This is a genomic window from Spirulina sp. CCNP1310, assembly GCF_034932185.1.
GTDB lineage: Bacteria > Cyanobacteriota > Cyanobacteriia > Cyanobacteriales > Spirulinaceae > Spirulina.
This window is the reverse complement of record NZ_JAYGHW010000003.1, coordinates 63,662-80,237: the sequence shown is the minus strand read 5'-3', so window position 1 is coordinate 80,237 and position 16,576 is coordinate 63,662. Positions and strand designations below refer to the sequence as shown.

General features: G+C 52.1%; 13 protein-coding genes. 8 read left to right on the top strand and 5 right to left on the bottom strand.

Annotated elements, in window-relative coordinates; translation table 11 throughout:
• The first annotated feature begins 89 nt into the window (after positions 1 to 89).
• Complete coding sequence (locus VB712_RS01585) at positions 90 to 491, top strand: hypothetical protein (RefSeq protein WP_323251439.1); 402 nt, start codon at positions 90 to 92, stop codon at positions 489 to 491.
• Here the strand turns inward: VB712_RS01585 and VB712_RS01580 are convergent.
• Positions 396 to 953, bottom strand: a complete 558-nt coding sequence (locus VB712_RS01580) for a hypothetical protein (protein WP_323251437.1) — start codon at positions 951 to 953, stop codon at positions 396 to 398. The genes VB712_RS01585 and VB712_RS01580 overlap by 96 nt on opposite strands.
• Positions 954 to 1,041: 88 nt before the next feature.
• Here VB712_RS01580 and panB point away from each other — a divergent pair, with 88 nt between their 5' ends.
• The 5 genes from panB (at position 1,042) to clpP (ending at position 8,168) form a co-directional block, all read left to right on the top strand.
• On the top strand, positions 1,042 to 1,815 hold the full coding sequence (gene panB, locus VB712_RS01575; protein ID WP_323251435.1) for a 3-methyl-2-oxobutanoate hydroxymethyltransferase: 774 nt from the start codon (positions 1,042 to 1,044) through the stop codon (positions 1,813 to 1,815).
• A gap of 246 nt (positions 1,816 to 2,061) precedes the next feature.
• Positions 2,062 to 4,653, top strand: a complete 2,592-nt coding sequence (locus tag VB712_RS01570) for an ATP-binding protein (protein ID WP_323251433.1) — start codon at positions 2,062 to 2,064, stop codon at positions 4,651 to 4,653.
• A gap of 269 nt (positions 4,654 to 4,922) precedes the next feature.
• Positions 4,923 to 6,224 carry a response regulator gene (locus tag VB712_RS01565; protein WP_323251431.1) on the top strand — a complete coding sequence of 434 codons (1,302 nt, stop codon included), beginning with the start codon at positions 4,923 to 4,925 and terminating at the stop codon, positions 6,222 to 6,224.
• Positions 6,225 to 6,527: 303 nt separating this feature from the next.
• A complete protein-coding gene (locus VB712_RS01560) occupies positions 6,528 to 7,505 on the top strand; it encodes a hypothetical protein (RefSeq protein ID WP_323251429.1) in 978 nt (325 codons plus the stop codon).
• A gap of 66 nt (positions 7,506 to 7,571) precedes the next feature.
• Positions 7,572 to 8,168 (top strand): ATP-dependent Clp endopeptidase proteolytic subunit ClpP, encoded by a 597-nt coding sequence (gene clpP / locus VB712_RS01555; RefSeq protein ID WP_323251427.1) that lies wholly within the window; start codon positions 7,572 to 7,574, stop codon positions 8,166 to 8,168.
• Here clpP and lptC read toward each other — a convergent pair.
• The 3 genes from lptC to metG all read right to left on the bottom strand — a co-directional run bounded on the left by lptC (position 8,165) and on the right by metG (position 11,862).
• On the bottom strand, positions 8,165 to 9,454 hold the full coding sequence (gene lptC / locus VB712_RS01550) for an LPS export ABC transporter periplasmic protein LptC (RefSeq protein ID WP_323251425.1): 1,290 nt from the start codon (positions 9,452 to 9,454) through the stop codon (positions 8,165 to 8,167). The genes clpP and lptC overlap by 4 nt on opposite strands.
• Positions 9,423 to 10,082: an NYN domain-containing protein gene (locus VB712_RS01545; RefSeq protein WP_323251423.1), complete on the bottom strand. Its 660-nt coding sequence runs from the start codon at positions 10,080 to 10,082 to the stop codon at positions 9,423 to 9,425. The genes lptC and VB712_RS01545 overlap by 32 nt, the downstream gene beginning before the upstream one ends.
• A gap of 175 nt (positions 10,083 to 10,257) precedes the next feature.
• Positions 10,258 to 11,862 (bottom strand): methionine--tRNA ligase, encoded by a 1,605-nt coding sequence (gene metG, locus VB712_RS01540; protein ID WP_323251421.1) that lies wholly within the window; start codon positions 11,860 to 11,862, stop codon positions 10,258 to 10,260.
• Between the two features lie 246 nt (positions 11,863 to 12,108).
• Between metG and purD the strand changes: the two genes are divergently transcribed.
• Together purD and nblS are read left to right on the top strand one after the other, a co-directional pair.
• Positions 12,109 to 13,455, top strand: coding sequence for a phosphoribosylamine--glycine ligase (gene purD, locus VB712_RS01535; RefSeq protein WP_323251419.1), 1,347 nt, complete (start codon positions 12,109 to 12,111; stop codon positions 13,453 to 13,455).
• A gap of 73 nt (positions 13,456 to 13,528) precedes the next feature.
• Positions 13,529 to 15,526, top strand: a complete 1,998-nt coding sequence (gene nblS / locus VB712_RS01530) for a two-component system sensor histidine kinase NblS (protein WP_323251418.1) — start codon at positions 13,529 to 13,531, stop codon at positions 15,524 to 15,526.
• Here the strand turns inward: nblS and VB712_RS01525 are convergent.
• Positions 15,523 to 16,497: a D-Ala-D-Ala carboxypeptidase family metallohydrolase gene (locus VB712_RS01525; RefSeq protein ID WP_323251416.1), complete on the bottom strand. Its 975-nt coding sequence runs from the start codon at positions 16,495 to 16,497 to the stop codon at positions 15,523 to 15,525. The genes nblS and VB712_RS01525 overlap by 4 nt on opposite strands.
• Positions 16,498 to 16,576: the final 79 nt, after the last annotated feature.

The window sequence follows — 16,576 nt, the reverse complement described above, 5'->3', positions numbered from 1 at the left end:
AAAGGGGTGAGGATTCTATCCTTAGGGGCCAGATCTGGCCAGATAATCCGTTTAGAATAAAATTCAGTGTTAGCACGAGTATTTTTTTGATGGAGCAGGCCGAAATCACTGCACTGGGTCAATCCCTGCGGCAAATTGACCAAACCCTCTTAAACCGGGAGGGGGGCAGCGGGGTAGAACGCATCTGGTATCAGGGGGGGGAACCCTATTTTGATTTATTTGTGGAATTGAGTGACGGCCACATTGAATGGTTTCAGATGACGCTGCGGGGGCGATCGCTCTCCTGGTATTGTCAAGGCGATCGCTGGCAAACGGGAACCACCAACGAACTGCGCACCGATGATGTGGCCTTCTACCCCGCCAGCAAAATCATTGAAAGTGATCAACGCACCGATTTACCCTTCTTTCAGTTGGCGGAAGCGATCCTGGCTACCCGCGCCGGAGACCCCATTTTTGATCGGCTCCTCTCCCTCTTCCACACCTGCGTGTAACGGCCCATTTAACCCTCCATTTAACCCTGTGTTGAACTCAGGGAGGGGAGCCATGGAGATCATCGCGGCTTGATCGCGCCCGACCATGAACATAATTAAAACAATCGCTGCCCCCCCAAAACAAACCACACTTTCGAGTCCCAAGGTGAGGATTTCGGGCCAACCCCAATGGGGATGGGCCTGCCAAACGGCCCCGGTGCGCACGCCGCTAAAGGCCCACACTACCCCCTGCCACAGGTGGGGATTGAGATCGCCCCGCACGGTGTAGCGATAGGCGACTCCAAAGAGAAAACCCGTTCCGAGGGCGATTCCCCCCGTCAGCAACGTTAGATCATGACCGGGTAGCGAGGGTAGAGACAGTTTACCCCAGAGCAGCAGGAGCAGAACATTGAGCAATCCGTACACCAGGGCCCCGATCAGGCCGGTGAGGATGGAGGCTTGGCGGTCTTGGGGCTGTGGCATCGGGCTATACTTTTGAAAAGATTGAAATACCCTGTTCACCATATCACAGGGGTTTGTGGCATTCCATCTTCCCCTACTTTAACCGACTATGCCCATCACCCCCTCGCAGTTGAGTCGCTGGAAACAGCAACATCGCCCCATTGTCAGCCTCACCGCTTGGGACTATGCGATCGCCCGCCTGCTGGATCAAGCGGGGGTGGATTTGATTCTGGTGGGAGACTCTCTGGCTATGGTGGCTTTGGGTCATCGCAATACCCTGCCGGTGGATTTGGATGTGATGATCCACCATGCTGCGGCGGTGTGCCGAGGCGTGGAGCAGGCTTTAGTGGTGTGTGATCTGCCCTTTTTGAGTTATCAGATTAGTATTCCGGAGGCGATCGCCGCCGCCGGTCGCGTTCTCAAAGAAACCCCCGTGCAGGCGGTGAAACTCGAAGGGGGTAGCCCCGCCATGGTGGAAACGATCCACCGCCTCACCACCTTGGGCATTCCCGTCCTCGGTCATGTGGGCCTCACGCCGCAATCGGTGCATCAGTTGGGCTATCGCCAACAGGGGCAAACGGCGGATGAAGCGGAGCGGATTTTGCAAGAGGCGATCGCCATTGCTGAAGCGGGTGCATTTGGCATCGTCTTGGAGCATATCCCCGCACCCTTAGCGCGTAAAATTACGGAAAAACTCCCGATCCCCACCATCGGCATCGGCGCTGGCCCCGACTGTGATGGCCAAGTGTTGGTTACTGCTGATTTACTGGGGCTATCGGCAAAAACCCCTCCCTTTGCGCAGGTTTATCTCAATATGGGGGAACAAATTATCGCCGCTGTCCAATCCTTTGGTGAGGATGTGCGTCAAGGGCATTTTCCCTAACCGGGCCAATGCCCTGTTAACCTCAAACAAGCTAAAAAAAGTGTTGGTGTTTAGTCTTCTAGCCCATTGAGATCTAGCCCTATCGGGTGGTTCTCAAACCTTTGGAACTGGCTTGTTCAAGTAGGACAATTTTTGGAAGGTCTGTTGTACAAAGGCTTGAGTCAAGGAAAAACCAGCAATCCAACCTGAGGAGACCCGCATCCCAACCTTCCCCCGTGATGGCATTATTTCATTCATCCATGATTCATGATCAAATCCTCCATTGCGACAATTTTCTCCTTTTCCCCAGCATTGTTAATGGAAAACAGTCGGATCCGGATCAGGATTTTACCGCCTTTGATTCTGACGATTCTTGTCCTGGAAGGGTTACTCGCAGTGGTAGTGACTCGGCAACAGCAGGAAAACATTGTCAATACCCAAGAGAATACCGAACAACGGGTTAGCGCTCTTCTTGCTGAAGATATTGAATTTAAAGCCGAAATTATGGATGTGGCCTTGGAGGCGATCGCCCGCGATCCCCAGTTTATTCAAGGGATGGTGAATCAAGACCGGAATGCTTTGCTCAACCACGGGATGCCCTATTTTCAAGAACTCAAACGGGATCAAGACATTAGCCATTTTTACTTTTACCAGCCAGATCGGATCACGTTTCTTCGCCTCCATGCTCCCCTAAGGGGCGATCGCAATAACCGCGATACCATCCTGCAAGCAGAAGCAACGGGGCAAAGAATTACAGGCATTGAACAAGGCATGACCGGCCAAACCACATTGCGGATGGTCGTGCCTTGGACTCCGGTTCAACGTGATGAATTATTAGGGTATTTAGAGCTTGGTGTGGAGCTAGAAGATATTCTAGCGGATGTGGGCCGACTGCTCAATGTGCGTATGATTTTAGCGGTGGATAAAAAATATCTCGACCGTCAACTCTGGGAAGCCCAAACAGAAGCGCGTGGACGGAAGCCACATTGGGAAAAGTTACCCCATTTAGTCATAACTAATCAATCTAGTGAAGGATTGCCCGCTCCAGTCCTGGAAATGCTGGATATTGCCGCAGGCTCAGAAACTCAAAAATCGATTCGCTATCAAGATCAGGGCCGCCATTATCAAGCCATTTTGATGTCTTTTCAGAATATTCGAGGTGAAAATCTTGGCTATACCGTTGCCCTGCAAGACATTACTCATTTAGTTCTTCCATCGCAAGAATCTCTTCAACAGGCCTTGTTTGTTTCCAATCTCTTAGCATTACTATTGGTTGGGTTTTTCTATGTATTTCTGGGGCGCATTGAAAAAAAAATTCACAAGGGTCAGCGGGAACTACTCACCGCTCAAGCGGAGTTAGAAGCGAGTAACCACGCGCTAATTGCTTCGGAAAAAATTGTTAAACAGGCTAATCAGGAGTTGGAGCAGCGGGTAGAGGAACGGACGGCAGCCTTGGCCATTGCCAGCCAGCAGGCGGAACGAGCCAACAAGGCGAAAAGCCGCTTTTTAGCTAACATGAGCCATGAACTGCGCACCCCTTTAAATGGCATTATGGGCTATGCTCAGGTGTTGCAGCGATCGCCCACGATCACCACTGAAGATCGCGAACGGGTGAACACGATTTTTCAATGTGGTTCCTATCTTCTTAGCCTGATTAATGATGTTTTGGATATTTCCAAAATTGAAGCCGATAAAATGGAACTGCACAGCGCAGCTTTTCACCTCCCGGCCTTGCTCCATAGCATTGTTGAAATGTGTCGAATTCGCGCCGAAATTAAACATATTGAGTTAATTTGCCATTTTGCGCCGGAACTGCCCACGGGGGTAGAGGGAGATGAAAAACGGCTCCGACAAGTGTTGATTAACTTGTTGGGTAATGCGATTAAATTTACCGAACAGGGCAAGGTGACGTTCAGCGTTGGGTTTGCCACGGCGGATCAATTGCGCTTTGAAATTCGCGATACCGGGATTGGCATGAATCCCTCCCAAATTGCCGAAATTTTTCTACCCTTTGAACAGGCCAGTGATTATCGCCACAGTGAGGAAGGCACTGGGTTAGGCCTGGCCATTAGTCAGAAATTTGTCGAGATGATGGGCAGTAAAATTCAAGTCCAAAGTGAGCCGGGGGTGGGGAGTGTTTTTTATTTTGATCTCAATCTACCTGTGGTGGCGGATTGGGCTAGCAGTTCCCGCGCTCATTACCGGGGCAATATTATCGGCATTCGCGATGCCCATCCTCAAATTCTCGTCATTGATGATCAAGCCGCTAACCGCAATGTGCTTTTAGAACTGTTGCAGCCGGTGGGTTTTACGGTGGAAACTGCTGAAGATGGGGAGATGGGTTTGGCGATGGCGATCGCCCATCCTCCGGATTTAATCATTCTCGATTTACTCATGCCCAAGGTCGATGGCTTTGAGGTCATGCGACGGATCCGGGCCACAGCACCCATTGCCACGATCCCAATCATTGCCTCCTCCGCCAGCGTCTTTGAACAGGATCAATACCAAGCCTTTGCCGCTGGGGGCAATGCCTTTTTACCGAAACCGATTCAAGCCGGGCCCCTGTTCAATCTCCTCGAAAAACACCTCAATTTGACCTGGATCTATCAAACCCCAGAAGCTGATGCTGCATCATCCCTAAACCCATCTGATGATCTGGCGATCCCAGAGCCGGAAGAGTTGCGACAGTTACAGGATTTAGCCCTGAAGGGCAATATGCGGGCCATGATCCAGCAACTGGATCGCCTCGAAAGCGAAGATCCCCAATGGCAACCCTTTAGCCAGATGCTACGGCAATGGGCAAAAGGGTTCCGTGATCAAGAAATCTTAAATTTCCTCAAGGAGCATAGCGGTGATTAAATGGTTGAGATTTATCAAGAAGATGCGGGCATTTTGCCCTTTTCGCTGTAGCTTAAAGTTAGGGTTTTTTAACGTTTATCCCCATCCTATCCCTTCCAACGCTCCCATCTCCCACGATCTGCGGTTGAGGAAGCAAACTGAAGTCCGCAATTGTAACCCTCACTGCGTCGAGTAATCCAGATCAAGGCTGTTGTTCAGTTTGATGTTATGAGTTCATTCGTTCAGTTGATTCTGATTGTTTAACGCCCCCGTTATTGCCTCCATTGTTCATGACCTTTCTAGAACCCGAACAGAACACGATTCTTGCTGTTGATGACAACCCCGCTAATCTTGGGCTGTTAAGTGATTTCCTCTATGGGGTTGGCTTTGAAGTGCTGACGGCGAGGTCGGGTGCTGTTGCCATTGAACGGGCGCAATATACCCAGCCGGATTTGATTCTCCTTGATGTGATGATGCCGGAAATGGATGGCTTTGAGGTCTGTCGGCAATTGAAAGCTAATCCTGAGACGGCGGCAATTCCCATCATTTTTATGACTGCCTTAGCGGATGTGAGCAATAAAAGCAAAGGGTTTGAGTTGGGAGCGGTGGATTACATCACCAAACCTTTTCATCAAGAAGAGGTATTAATGCGGATCCAACTCCATCTTAGGCTTTATCATTTAAATCGCCAGGTGGAGGCTCAAAATGAGGTGCTAGAGCAGCGGGTCAAGGAGCGAACCCAAGCTCTAGAAACTGCCTTAGAAACGTTGCAATCGGCACAGGTGCAATTGGTGCAAAGTGAAAAAATGTCGAGCTTGGGGGAGTTGGTGACGGGCATTGCCCATGAGATCAATAACCCGGTGAATTTTATTTACGGCAATTTAACCCATGTGGAGGGCTATTTTCAAAATTTGCTGGCAGCGATCGCCCTTTATCAAAATACCGGCGTTACCCTCCAGGGGGCAGAGGCGGAGCAACTGGCGGACTTGGATTTGGGGTTTGTAACGGAGGATTTACCGAAATTGCTCGCCTCGATGCAGGTGGGGGCTGACCGGATTCGGCAAATTGTCCTCGGTTTACGCAACTTTGCCCGCACCGATGAAAGTCAACGCCAGGCCATCAATATCCACGATGGCCTTGATAGTACGTTGATGCTGCTGCAAAGCCGGATTAAGGCGGGGCCAAAACGGGGGGCGATCGCTATCACCAAAGATTACGGCTCCTTGCCCCCCTGTCCTGTCTATGCCGGCCCCCTCAATCAGGTGTGGATGAACTTATTGAGTAATGCGATCGATGCCTTAGATGATTGGGCCCTGACAAATCCCCAGGCTGATCTGATCATTGTGATTCGCACCGAAGCAACTCCCCAAGGGATCAAAGTGGCGATCTGCGATAATGGCCCCGGCATCCCCCCAGAGATTGCCAACGAAATTTTTAACCCCTTTTTCACCACCAAACCCGTTAACCGAGGCACCGGCCTGGGGTTATCCATTAGCCGCCAAATTATCCAGGATCTGCACGGGGGCAGCTTAACCTACCAATTCCAAGCACCCCACGGCACAGCGTTTGTGATTTATTTACCGGAGTCCTGAACTGAGGACAATGGTGTTGGGAGCCTGACAGCCTCAGGTTGTTGGTGGGGCCGGGGAATAGGGACTTAAGGGCTACTTATGGTGTGGGCAGTGCTCCCTTCCCCCATCGGGGCGATCGCCCCCCAGTCCAGAAAACCGATGAGAATCTCAGGAAACCCCACGGTTGAGAAGGGAAAAAAGGTCATTCTGCATATATTCTAGAATACAATCAAGCCGGGTTCTCCTGTGGGAAGACCAAGGGGTCTGACCCACCGACAGCGTGCTTCTATCTCAAGACTGAGATTTTGATCAGGGAATGAAAACATGACAGGACGCAGAATATTAATTTTTGTCGTATTGGTATTGTGTGCCATGGCGGCGGTTCTACTGGTCAGCAATGGGATTGGCAATGTCACCGGCCCGATTTTGATCAGTATTGTGTTGGTGGCTGTCACGGTGATCATTTCCGTGGGATCAACAACGGATTTCTATAGCGACCTGGTGGATGGGTTTCGGAGTGACTCGATTCTCAAAAAACCCGCTTGCCGCTTTTACCTCTACGGTCGCGGAGGGAGTGGCAAAACGACATTGATTAAAAGCTGGTTGGGGGGGGATGTCCGCCCTGAGCAGTCCACGAAGTATTTTTCCTTTTATGCGTCGGAACATTATGTGGATTTGGAAACAAAACGCAAGTGCAATGTGATCATTTCCGATTATCAGGGTCAATCCCCCTCCCAAAATACCCTCAATGCTTCAGTGAAAGTGATCGGTGATCCGGGCAAGCGGTTGGTGACAGGGGTCTTTTTTATTGTCGATATTGCCCCCCGGATTGAGCGCAACAATCAACCCTTAAATACAGAAGAACTCATTGAATGGCTATCCACGGATACGGAAAACAAGATCCGGAAACGGGTCGAACAACACATGGAATATGTTGTGCCAGCGATGCTGGAAGTGATTTTTGCCACGGTTTATAGTGAAAATCTCCTCAATGTGACGCTGATTATCAATAAAATCGATCTGCTGGAGAAAATGGTGTCCATGGGCTGTTTGCCGGGGGTGAGCTTGGCTAATGTGGATGAATATGCCCGCAATCTCTTCAAGCGCATTGAAAATAATATTCGCGAAGCCTGCGATCGCATCACCAAACCCGACCATGCCATTGAGTTTCACGTTTCCATCGTCAGTGCCGCCACGGGAACCTGTGTGGCGAAAACCTTTAATAGCGTCATTCGCCGCTACGCCAACCCCAACGTCAATACCACAGTGAAAGTTAAGGAACGCCGCAAAACCAAGCGTTAGGGCTATCCCTCCCCCGCTGGGGCCCACAGACTCGCTACAATCAAACGAAAGTATTACAACGACAAGATGATCCCTACCGTTATTGAATCCTCCGGCCGTGGCGATCGCGCCTTTGACATCTATTCCCGTCTCCTGCGGGAACGGATCGTCTTCCTCGGGCAACCCGTCACCGATGAACTGGCCAATCTGATCGTCGCCCAACTCCTCTTCCTTGAAGCCGACGATGCCGAAAAAGACATTTACCTCTACATCAATTCCCCTGGCGGTTCCGTATCCGCAGGCATGGGCATTTTTGACACCATGAACCAGATTCGCCCCGATGTCTCAACGATCTGCGTGGGCCTAGCCGCCAGTATGGGAGCCTTCCTCCTCAGCGCTGGAGCCAAGGGCAAACGCCGCAGCCTGCCCCACTCCCGGATCATGATTCACCAACCCTTAGGGGGAGCGCAGGGGCAAGCCACAGATATCGAAATCCAAGCCAAAGAAATCCTCTATCTCAAGGCATTACTCAATCAGCACCTCGCCAACCACACCGGCCAACCTTTAGATCGCATTGAGCAGGATACCGACCGCGATTTCTTCATGTCCGCCGAAGAATCCAAAGCCTACGGCCTGATCGATGAAGTGATTGATCGCCGCCCCTCTGCTAACCAACCCGCCTAAGGCACAATAATCGTCGTCACTCGGCTGGCACTGCTCCCCCCCCCTGAAACGACAATCCGCTGATTGTGGAGCGTTCCCACAGCGCGGGAGCCGGTGAGATGGAGGGGGGGATCGGTTTGCTGATAGATCACATCCCCCATCGCTTCCACTTGTTGGGGGCGAATTTGCCAAACAATTTGGTTGGCATAAAGATCCGCCGGGCGACGGGCATTAATCCCCCGCGCCCCGCCGGAAACCCGCACCACCTCAGCTTCTAGGTCTGCGATGCCTTGATTAGCGGTCATCGTGATTTGTGCTTCGCGATCAATTACCGTTACGGGTTTTTCAGCGCGGACGATCCGGGTGACGAGATTCCAAACGATCGCATTGGAGGCAATTTGCATCGGCGGCTCCATGGAGCGGGATTCGACGTTCCCGGTGAGACGAACAATCTGCTGCTCTAAGTTGAATTCGGCTTGATCGGCAATAATGCGATCGCTCACCACAGGGGGTACGGGTTTGGTGGCTGGCGTTTCTGGTGTTTCTGAAGCTGAAGGTTCTGAAGTTGAAGGTTCTGAAGGTTCTGAAGTTGAAGGTTCTGAATTTTCTGAATTTTCTGGCGTTACTCCCTCCGCAACGGGAGTTGCCGGTGGCGGATCGTAGCGGTCAATGGCAATCTTCGTTTTACTTCGCACCTTTTGGGCGGGAATCTCCCATACCACTTCCTCACTACGAGCCTGCATCGGTGTCTTAATCCCCGTGATCACCACCTCCTCTTTGGCCTCAATCCGCTGATCCGCCGTCCAATATTGGGCGGTTTTCGCTTCAACCCGCAACTCCGCATTACTGCCATCCACCGCCTCTTCAACTTGCACCCTGCCCTCCTCCGGAAACCAATAGAGCAGATTGCAGCGCAACACCACCCCATTGCGGGGATCGGTGGCGACAATATTATCCCGCAGCACAATCTGCTGCCCTTCATTGGTAATCTCGCCCCCATCGGCACTGAGCTTCAGCACCACCTCCCCATCCTGCAAAAAGTTGCCGGTGACGGTTTCAATGACGGCATTTTTGGTTTCATCCTGATAAACCGCCCGCTTGACTTGGATTTTCCACACCACATTGCCTGCTTCGTCAGCATTTTCAAGGGTGGCATTGTTGAGGATTAACCGCTGCTCATAACTCGTGGGGGTTGCTGTCGTCGTCTCCTCCGGGAGATCCACGGGCAAAGGACAACCCCCCAACGCCAAGATCAACAGGAGATGAATGCCGAGGCTAGTGTTTCTCCGGTAGGGTTTTCTCTTCATTAACAATCTTGATACCCGGAAAGGTGCGGGGATAATGGTTAGCAGGGTGGGGGTGATGATTGTTGGAGTGAGCGGCGCTGTTTTTCGGTTGTTTTTGGATGTCTTCTTTAATTTGATCGAGGTCAATATAGCGATCGGCAACGTTGATCAGGCTGTCGCTGGTCATGGAGCGGAGACTGACCACCTCTACCCGCGCCCCCCGATAGCTCACTGCATCGACGGCATAGGCTAAATCGCCATCGCCACTCACAAGGACAGCCGTATCATAGGATTCCACGAGGCACATCATATCGACGGCAATTTCCACGTCTAAGTTGGCTTTTTTGGAGCCGTCGGGCAATTGCACTAGATCCTTGGCAATGACGCGATAGCCATTGCGACGCATCCACAGTAAAAAGCCCTGTTGTTTTTCGTTGGTGCGGTCTACGCCGGTATAGAAAAAGGCCCGCAACAGGCGAGATCCGCCGGTGAGGCGGTACAGAAGTTTGCTGTAGTCGATTTCTAAACCCAGTTGCAGGGCGGCATAAAACAGGTTAGAACCATCGATGAAAATGGCAACTCGGCCCCGGTTTTCTAATACTTGTTCTGGGGAGAAGACCGGATCTTCACCAAAATAATCTTCAATCATGGAATTTATCCTCGGTTTGTTAAAAAAGGTTTAAAAAATAAGGAATCAAATGCGAAAAGGGGGTTGGGTTGGCTTGGCTTATGGGGGTTGGCAGGGGAGGGGGCGATCGCCCTCTCCAGGGTAACAACACCGAGAGCCTTACCGCAAAACAGGTTTACCCATGGCCTCTCCAACACTACTCTGGGTTGGGATTGGGTGGAAGCTCGAGTTTAGCAAACACGGGACTTGGGGGGGGTAACGTTTGTCCGCTCCGAAGGATCCCCCACTGACTATGCTCGCTAAACGGAGCATGGCTCTGAAAATGACTCGGATCATTAAAATCAACATTCAGTCCCAGTTGATGATAGATCTTACCACTGAGGTTAGGGACAATCGGGGCAATAAGATAAGCAGATAGCCTAACCGATTCTAGAACAGAATACAAGACTTGCTCGACTTGGGATTGTTTCCCCTGTTTGTAGAGACTCCAGGGTGCTTGTTCATCAATAAAGCGATTACCCGCACGAATTAAATTTAGAATTTCTTCACAAACTTGATCAAATTGATACTGTTCGTAGGCGGTAACGAGGCGATCGCCTAAGGTACGCCCCAATTGAGCGAGGGGGTTTGCCGCCATTAAAGCCTGGGGGTCAAGGTCAGGAACCTGACTCTGGCAATACTTTTTGAGCATTCCCAAGGTGCGATTGAGGAGATTGCCGAAGTCATTGGCTAAGTCGGCATTGAGAATATGAACAAAGCGCGTTTCATTAAAATCCCCATCTAAACCGACTTCAATTTCTTTAAGGAAGTAATAGCGAACGCTATCGGCTCCATAGCGCTCTACCAAGTCCATCGGGTTGATTGTATTGCCTAAACTTTTCCCCATTTTGCGGCCATCTTTTGTCAAGAAACCATGACCAAATACCCGCAGAGGAGGGGCAATATTGGCGGCCATTAACATCGCCGGCCAATAAACCCCATGGAAACGAAGAATATCTTTACCAATCAGGTGTAAGTTAATCGGCCATCCCTGACTTAAGGCATTTGCTAAGGTGGGTTCGGCCTCGGGGGGTAAGAGGGCCGTGACATACCCCAAGAGGGCATCAAACCACACATAAAGGGTGTGTTCTGGATCGGTGGGGAGAGGGAAACCCCAAGCTAAATTAATCCGGGAAATGGAAAAATCCTGTAACCCTTGGGCCACAAAGTTGAGGACTTCATTGCGGCGGGCGGCCGGTTGAATAAAATCGGGATGCTCCCGATAGAGGGCTTCGAGGCGTTCTTGATAGTGAGAGAGGCGAAAAAAGTAATTATCTTCATCGCGCCACTCCACTGCCTTGTTGGTGTGAATCGGGCAATGTTGACCGGGGAGCAGATCCCGTTCTTCTTTGAATTCTTCACAAGCGACACAATACCAACCCTGTTGTTTAGAGAGGTAGATATCCCCTTTTTCCCAGACCCGTGCAAAGAATTCTTGGACGATGGCATGGTGGCGGGGATCGGTGGTGCGGCTGAAGCGATCGTATTGAATATTGAGGGCTTGCCAGAGGGAATCAAACTGAGCAGAGACGCGATCGCAGTGGGTTTGGGGATCGATGCCTTGTTCCTCGGCGGCCCGTTGAATTTTTTGACCATGTTCATCGGTGCCGGTGATGAAGATAACCTCTCGGCCTTGGATGCGGTAAAAACGGGCGATCGCATCGGCGATCATCGTCGTATAGGCACTGCCAATGTGGGGGGCAGCATTGACATAATAAAGGGGTGTGGTGAGGACAAAAGGCTCGCGAGGCTGAGGGGACATAACAGGTTTTAAAGAGAATAAAAAGGCGGCCAACGCCATGATTCGGGAGTTTGGCCCGTCGCTAGGGATTTTTTCCATTGTAGGGTTGATTGCGGCCGGGAGAGCGATCAGCCTCCCAAGGCGATTGCCCAGGGCATCTTGCAAGAATCCCTCAGAAAGTGGCACACTGGGCAGGGCTAAATATGGATTAAGATTAAAAACCACGCCAACCCCTCCAGATCCAACACAAGGGCGCACGAATCGGTTATGAAAATTATGATTGTGGGGAGTGGTGGTCGGGAACACGCGATCGCCCTCAAACTATCCGAGTCTGAACAGGTTAAACAAATTCTTTGCATTCCCGGCAACGGTGGCACCGCTAACCTTCCGAAATGCCGCAACATCGCCATGAACGTCAGCGACTTCGCCGGGATCGCTCGCTTCGCTGGCGTACAAGGAATTAACTTCGTGGTGGTGGGGCCAGAAGACCCCCTCGCCAATGGCATTGCTGACTATCTCCAAGAGCAAAAAATCCCCGTCTTTGGCCCCACCAAAGCCGGGGCCCGCATTGAAGCCAGCAAAATCTGGGCCAAGGCCCTGATGGTAAAAGCCGGGGTTCCCACCGCCAAAGGGGAAAGCTTCACCAAACCCACAGCCGCCAAGGAATACATCGCCAGCCAAGCCGCGCCCCTCGTGGTCAAAGCTGATGGATTAGCCGCCGGGAAAGGGGTCGTCGTTGCCCAAACCCAAGGCGAAGCCATCCAAGCCGTCGATGACCTCACCGCCCAAGGCTTCACAACGCTTGTCGTCGAGGAATACCTGACTGGGGCTGAAGTTTCCGTCTTTGCCGTCACCGATGGCCAAACCTTCCGCACGCTGATCACCGCCCAGGATCATAAGCGCATTGGTGAAGGGGATACGGGGGAAAATACCGGCGGCATGGGGGTTTATGCCCCTGCGCCCTTGGTCACGCCTGAGTTAATGGGCCGCATTGAGCGGGAAATCCTTGCCCCCACCCTCAACGCCCTCCAGGCCAAACAGATCGATTATCGCGGCGTTTTATACGCGGGGTTGATGATTACGCCATCGGGAGATCCCAAGGTTTTGGAATTTAACTGCCGGTTTGGGGATCCTGAAACTCAGGTAATTCTCCCCCTCCTGGCTACGCCGTTGGAAAAAATTCTCGCCGCCTGTGTGGAGCAGAAGCTCGAAGCCTTGCCCCCCATTGAATGGCATCCCGGCTGTGCGGTTTGTGTGGTGGCGGCAGCTGAAGGCTATCCGGGGAAATATCGCCGGGGGGATGAAATTACCGGCGTAGATGCCGCTGAAACCATGGGGGTGACGGTGTTCCACGCCGGAACCCAAAGCCGCCAGCAACAACTGCTCACCAGTGGCGGGCGGGTGTTGGGCGTTACCGCCCTTGGGGAAGATTTTAAGGCGGCGGTGGATAAAGCCTATGGGGCGATCGCCCAAATTCAATTTGAAGGGATGTATTACCGCCGCGACATTGCCCACCAAGTCCTCCCCAAACCCAAACCCGCCTCAGCCCCTACCCCAGCAAGCGAGGAAGTTGAAGCAACCGCAATCTCCAGTGCAGATTTAGAGCAAGAATAGCCCCCTCCCACCCATCCCCCCCGACCCCTTGGCCTATAATCAAAACCATCTATAGATTGCCCCTAGGTGAGCCTTGTTAGCGTTCCTCAGCCAAATCCGCGCCATTATCCATCGGTGGTGGTCAGAATTTACCTTGCAAACCCGGCTCATGGCTGGGGCCACCTTGGTCGTCTCTCTGATTATGAGTGGTGTCACCTTCTGGGCAGTCAACACAATCCAACAGGATGCCCGCCTCAATGACACCCGCTTTGGCCGAGACTTAGGGCTACTCCTCGCCGCCAATGTGGCCCCCTTAATCGCGGAAGGGAATCTCGGTGAAGCGGCGCGATTTTCCAGCCGCTTCTACAGCAGCACCTCCTCCGTGCGCTATCTCCTTTACGCCGACGAAGCGGGCCAAATTTTCTTTGGCATCCCCTACAGTGAAGCAGAAATTCAAAATTCCCTGACCATTGAACGGCGCATTCAATTGCCGGAGCAATATTCCCCCCAAGCTGAAGTGCCGATGGTGCGGCAACACAGCACCCCCAACGGCCAAGTGACCGACGTGTTTATTCCCCTCAACCGGGAAGAGCAATATTTAGGGGTGTTGGCGGTGGGGATTAATCCCAATCCTACGGTGGTGGCCTCCTCGAACCTCACCCGCGATGTGACGATCGCCGTCTTCATTTCCATCTGGGCGATGGTGCTGTTGGGGGTGGTCTTTAATGCCTTGACGATTACCAAGCCCATTAAAGAATTGCTCGTGGGGGTGAAAAATATCGCCGCCGGCAACTTTAAACAACGGGTGGATCTGCCCTTGGGGGGAGAACTGGGGGAATTAATCTGTAGTTTTAATGAAATGGCCGAACGGCTCGAGCGTTATGAGGCCCAGAATATTGAAGAAATGACGGCGGAAAAAGCCAAGCTCGAAACCCTCGTTTCCACCATTGCCGACGGCGCAGTTTTACTGAATACCGATTTAGAAATTATCCTCGTCAACCCCACCGCCCGCCGCATTTTCAACTGGGAAGGCCGGGAGGTGATCGGGGAAAATGTCCTCCACCATTTGCCGCCAGCGGTGACAGTCAAGCTCACCCGGCCCCTCTATCACGTCAGCCAAACCTTACCTACCCTGCCCTTTTTAGAAGGTCATACCGAAATCTCCTCAGAAAAACACCGCGATGGCGATGAATTCCGCGTCACCCTCTCCGGCCCCACCGAGCGCACGATCCGCGTCCTCCTCACCCAAGTCCTCGATCAACACCGGGAAACGATCAAAGGCATCGCCATGACAGTGCAAGATATCACGCGGGAAGTGGAACTCAACGAAGCCAAAAGCCAATTTATTAGCAACGTCTCCCACGAACTCCGCACCCCTCTGTTTAACATCAAATCTTTTATTGAAACCCTCTACGAATACGGCAACGAACTCACCGCTGGCGAACGGGAAGAATTTCTCAAAACCGCCAACAACGAAACCGATCGCCTCACCCGCCTCGTTAACGACGTTCTCGATCTTTCCCGGTTAGAATCCAGCAACACCTACAAACTGGAAGCCGTAGAAATCTCCCGCCCCATTGAACAAACCCTGCGCACCTACCAACTCAACGCCAAGGATAAAGGCATTGAACTCCTGCAAAATATTGACCCCAACCTGCCCCCGGTTTTGGGTCACTATGACCTGATTTTGCAAGTTTTAGCCAATTTGGTGGGCAATGCCCTCAAGTTCACACCGGCTGGGGGGAAAGTGGCGATCATTGCCTACCCGATGGAGCAGGCCAAGCCGGTGATGAATCAAACCCAAAAAGTCCGCATCGAAGTAGCCGACACCGGCACGGGCATCGATGCGGAGGATCAAGAAGCCATTTTTGATCGCTTCTTTCGGGTGGAAAATCGTGTCCACACTTTAGAGGGGACGGGCCTAGGGCTTTCGATTGTGCGCAATATCGTTGAAAAGCACCATAGCCGCGTCCATTTGATTAGTGAAGTGGGGGTCGGGAGTACGTTTTGGTTTGAATTAGAGGTGTATCAAGATCAAGAAACCCTGATCAATACTCCCGCCGCCCTTACACCCGTGAAAAATCCCCCTTAATTGCCGTAGTTCCAACGGGCGCGAAAACCGCGATTATCTAAATGGGTAAACGTAGACCCATAGCCCAAGCCGCCGGGCCACCAGGGGTCAAGCTGGCGCTGCACCTCACGGGGCGAAAGGCCCGCCACAACAAAATCCACCCCATGGCCTTGAATATGGGTGGAGCGGGTTGCGCCACCAATGGCCCGGTTGACAGCGGGGGGACGATACCAACTGGTGATGGTGATGGAGCGATCGCCTAACTTGGTGCGAACTTCTTGCATCCGCTGGGCCATGCGGATGATGTTGTTGGTAATCGTGGCATTTTCCGGGAGCCGTTGGCCCTCTTTGGTGGCTTCTCCCCAGGTAAAACTACCCCCGGCAATGATCGGTGTATCGGTGGTGAGTTGGCCTTTGCCCGCAATACGAATGAGGCGGCCTGTGAATTGCGGAGCGGGGGCGGGTTTGGGGGTTGGGGTTGGCTTCGGGGCTGGGGTGGGTTGAGGGGTTGGAGCAGGAGGGGGGGTGACTTCTTCCTGGGGTGGGGCGTAGCTGGCAATGTGTAAGGTGTCGATGTGGCCTTGAAAGAGATACCATTCTGTACGGCCGCCGATGGGGTTATCCAGTTCTACTTGGAGGTGAGATCCCACTTCCGTAAAGCTTTTCACCGCCAGTTCTCGTTGGGAAACGGCCAATTTTTCCCCATCGCTAAGTTGGGAGGAATCCACGGGCTTGATTTTAAAGACGGTATCCTGCTTAAGGACAATTGTACCTGAGTTGGAAATCAGGACATGGCCCTCAAAAACGTACCAGTCTGTTTGGCCGGCGATCGCCCGATCCAATGTCACTTTATAGTGATTGCCCTCTTTCTCTGCGCTGGCGATGCCATATTCCCCACGGGGAACCGCTGCTTTTTCCCCATCACTCAAGCTGCTCGATTGAATGGGCTTGGTCTTGAAAATCGTGTCTTGGTTAACAATGAGCGTAGACATTTCTGATCAAACAGTGCTAGTTTCTCCCTAACCGTAACCTGATTCTCAGGGTTTGCCCAACGCCAAAGGATTGATTTTG

Bases quoted from the DNA above. Each gene is read 5' to 3' on its own strand.
- VB712_RS01585 (WP_323251439.1), top strand. From the start codon at position 90: ATGGAGCAGGCCGAAATCACTGCACTGGGTCAATCCCTGCGGCAAATT.
- VB712_RS01580 (WP_323251437.1), bottom strand. From the start codon at position 953: ATGCCACAGCCCCAAGACCGCCAAGCCTCCATCCTCACCGGCCTGATC.
- panB (WP_323251435.1), top strand. From the start codon at position 1,042: ATGCCCATCACCCCCTCGCAGTTGAGTCGCTGGAAACAGCAACATCGC.
- VB712_RS01570 (WP_323251433.1), top strand. From the start codon at position 2,062: ATGATCAAATCCTCCATTGCGACAATTTTCTCCTTTTCCCCAGCATTG.
- VB712_RS01565 (WP_323251431.1), top strand. From the start codon at position 4,923: ATGACCTTTCTAGAACCCGAACAGAACACGATTCTTGCTGTTGATGAC.
- VB712_RS01560 (WP_323251429.1), top strand. From the start codon at position 6,528: ATGACAGGACGCAGAATATTAATTTTTGTCGTATTGGTATTGTGTGCC.
- clpP (WP_323251427.1), top strand. From the start codon at position 7,572: ATGATCCCTACCGTTATTGAATCCTCCGGCCGTGGCGATCGCGCCTTT.
- lptC (WP_323251425.1), bottom strand. From the start codon at position 9,454: ATGAAGAGAAAACCCTACCGGAGAAACACTAGCCTCGGCATTCATCTC.
- VB712_RS01545 (WP_323251423.1), bottom strand. From the start codon at position 10,082: ATGATTGAAGATTATTTTGGTGAAGATCCGGTCTTCTCCCCAGAACAA.
- metG (WP_323251421.1), bottom strand. From the start codon at position 11,862: ATGTCCCCTCAGCCTCGCGAGCCTTTTGTCCTCACCACACCCCTTTAT.
- purD (WP_323251419.1), top strand. From the start codon at position 12,109: ATGAAAATTATGATTGTGGGGAGTGGTGGTCGGGAACACGCGATCGCC.
- VB712_RS01525 (WP_323251416.1), bottom strand. From the start codon at position 16,497: ATGTCTACGCTCATTGTTAACCAAGACACGATTTTCAAGACCAAGCCC.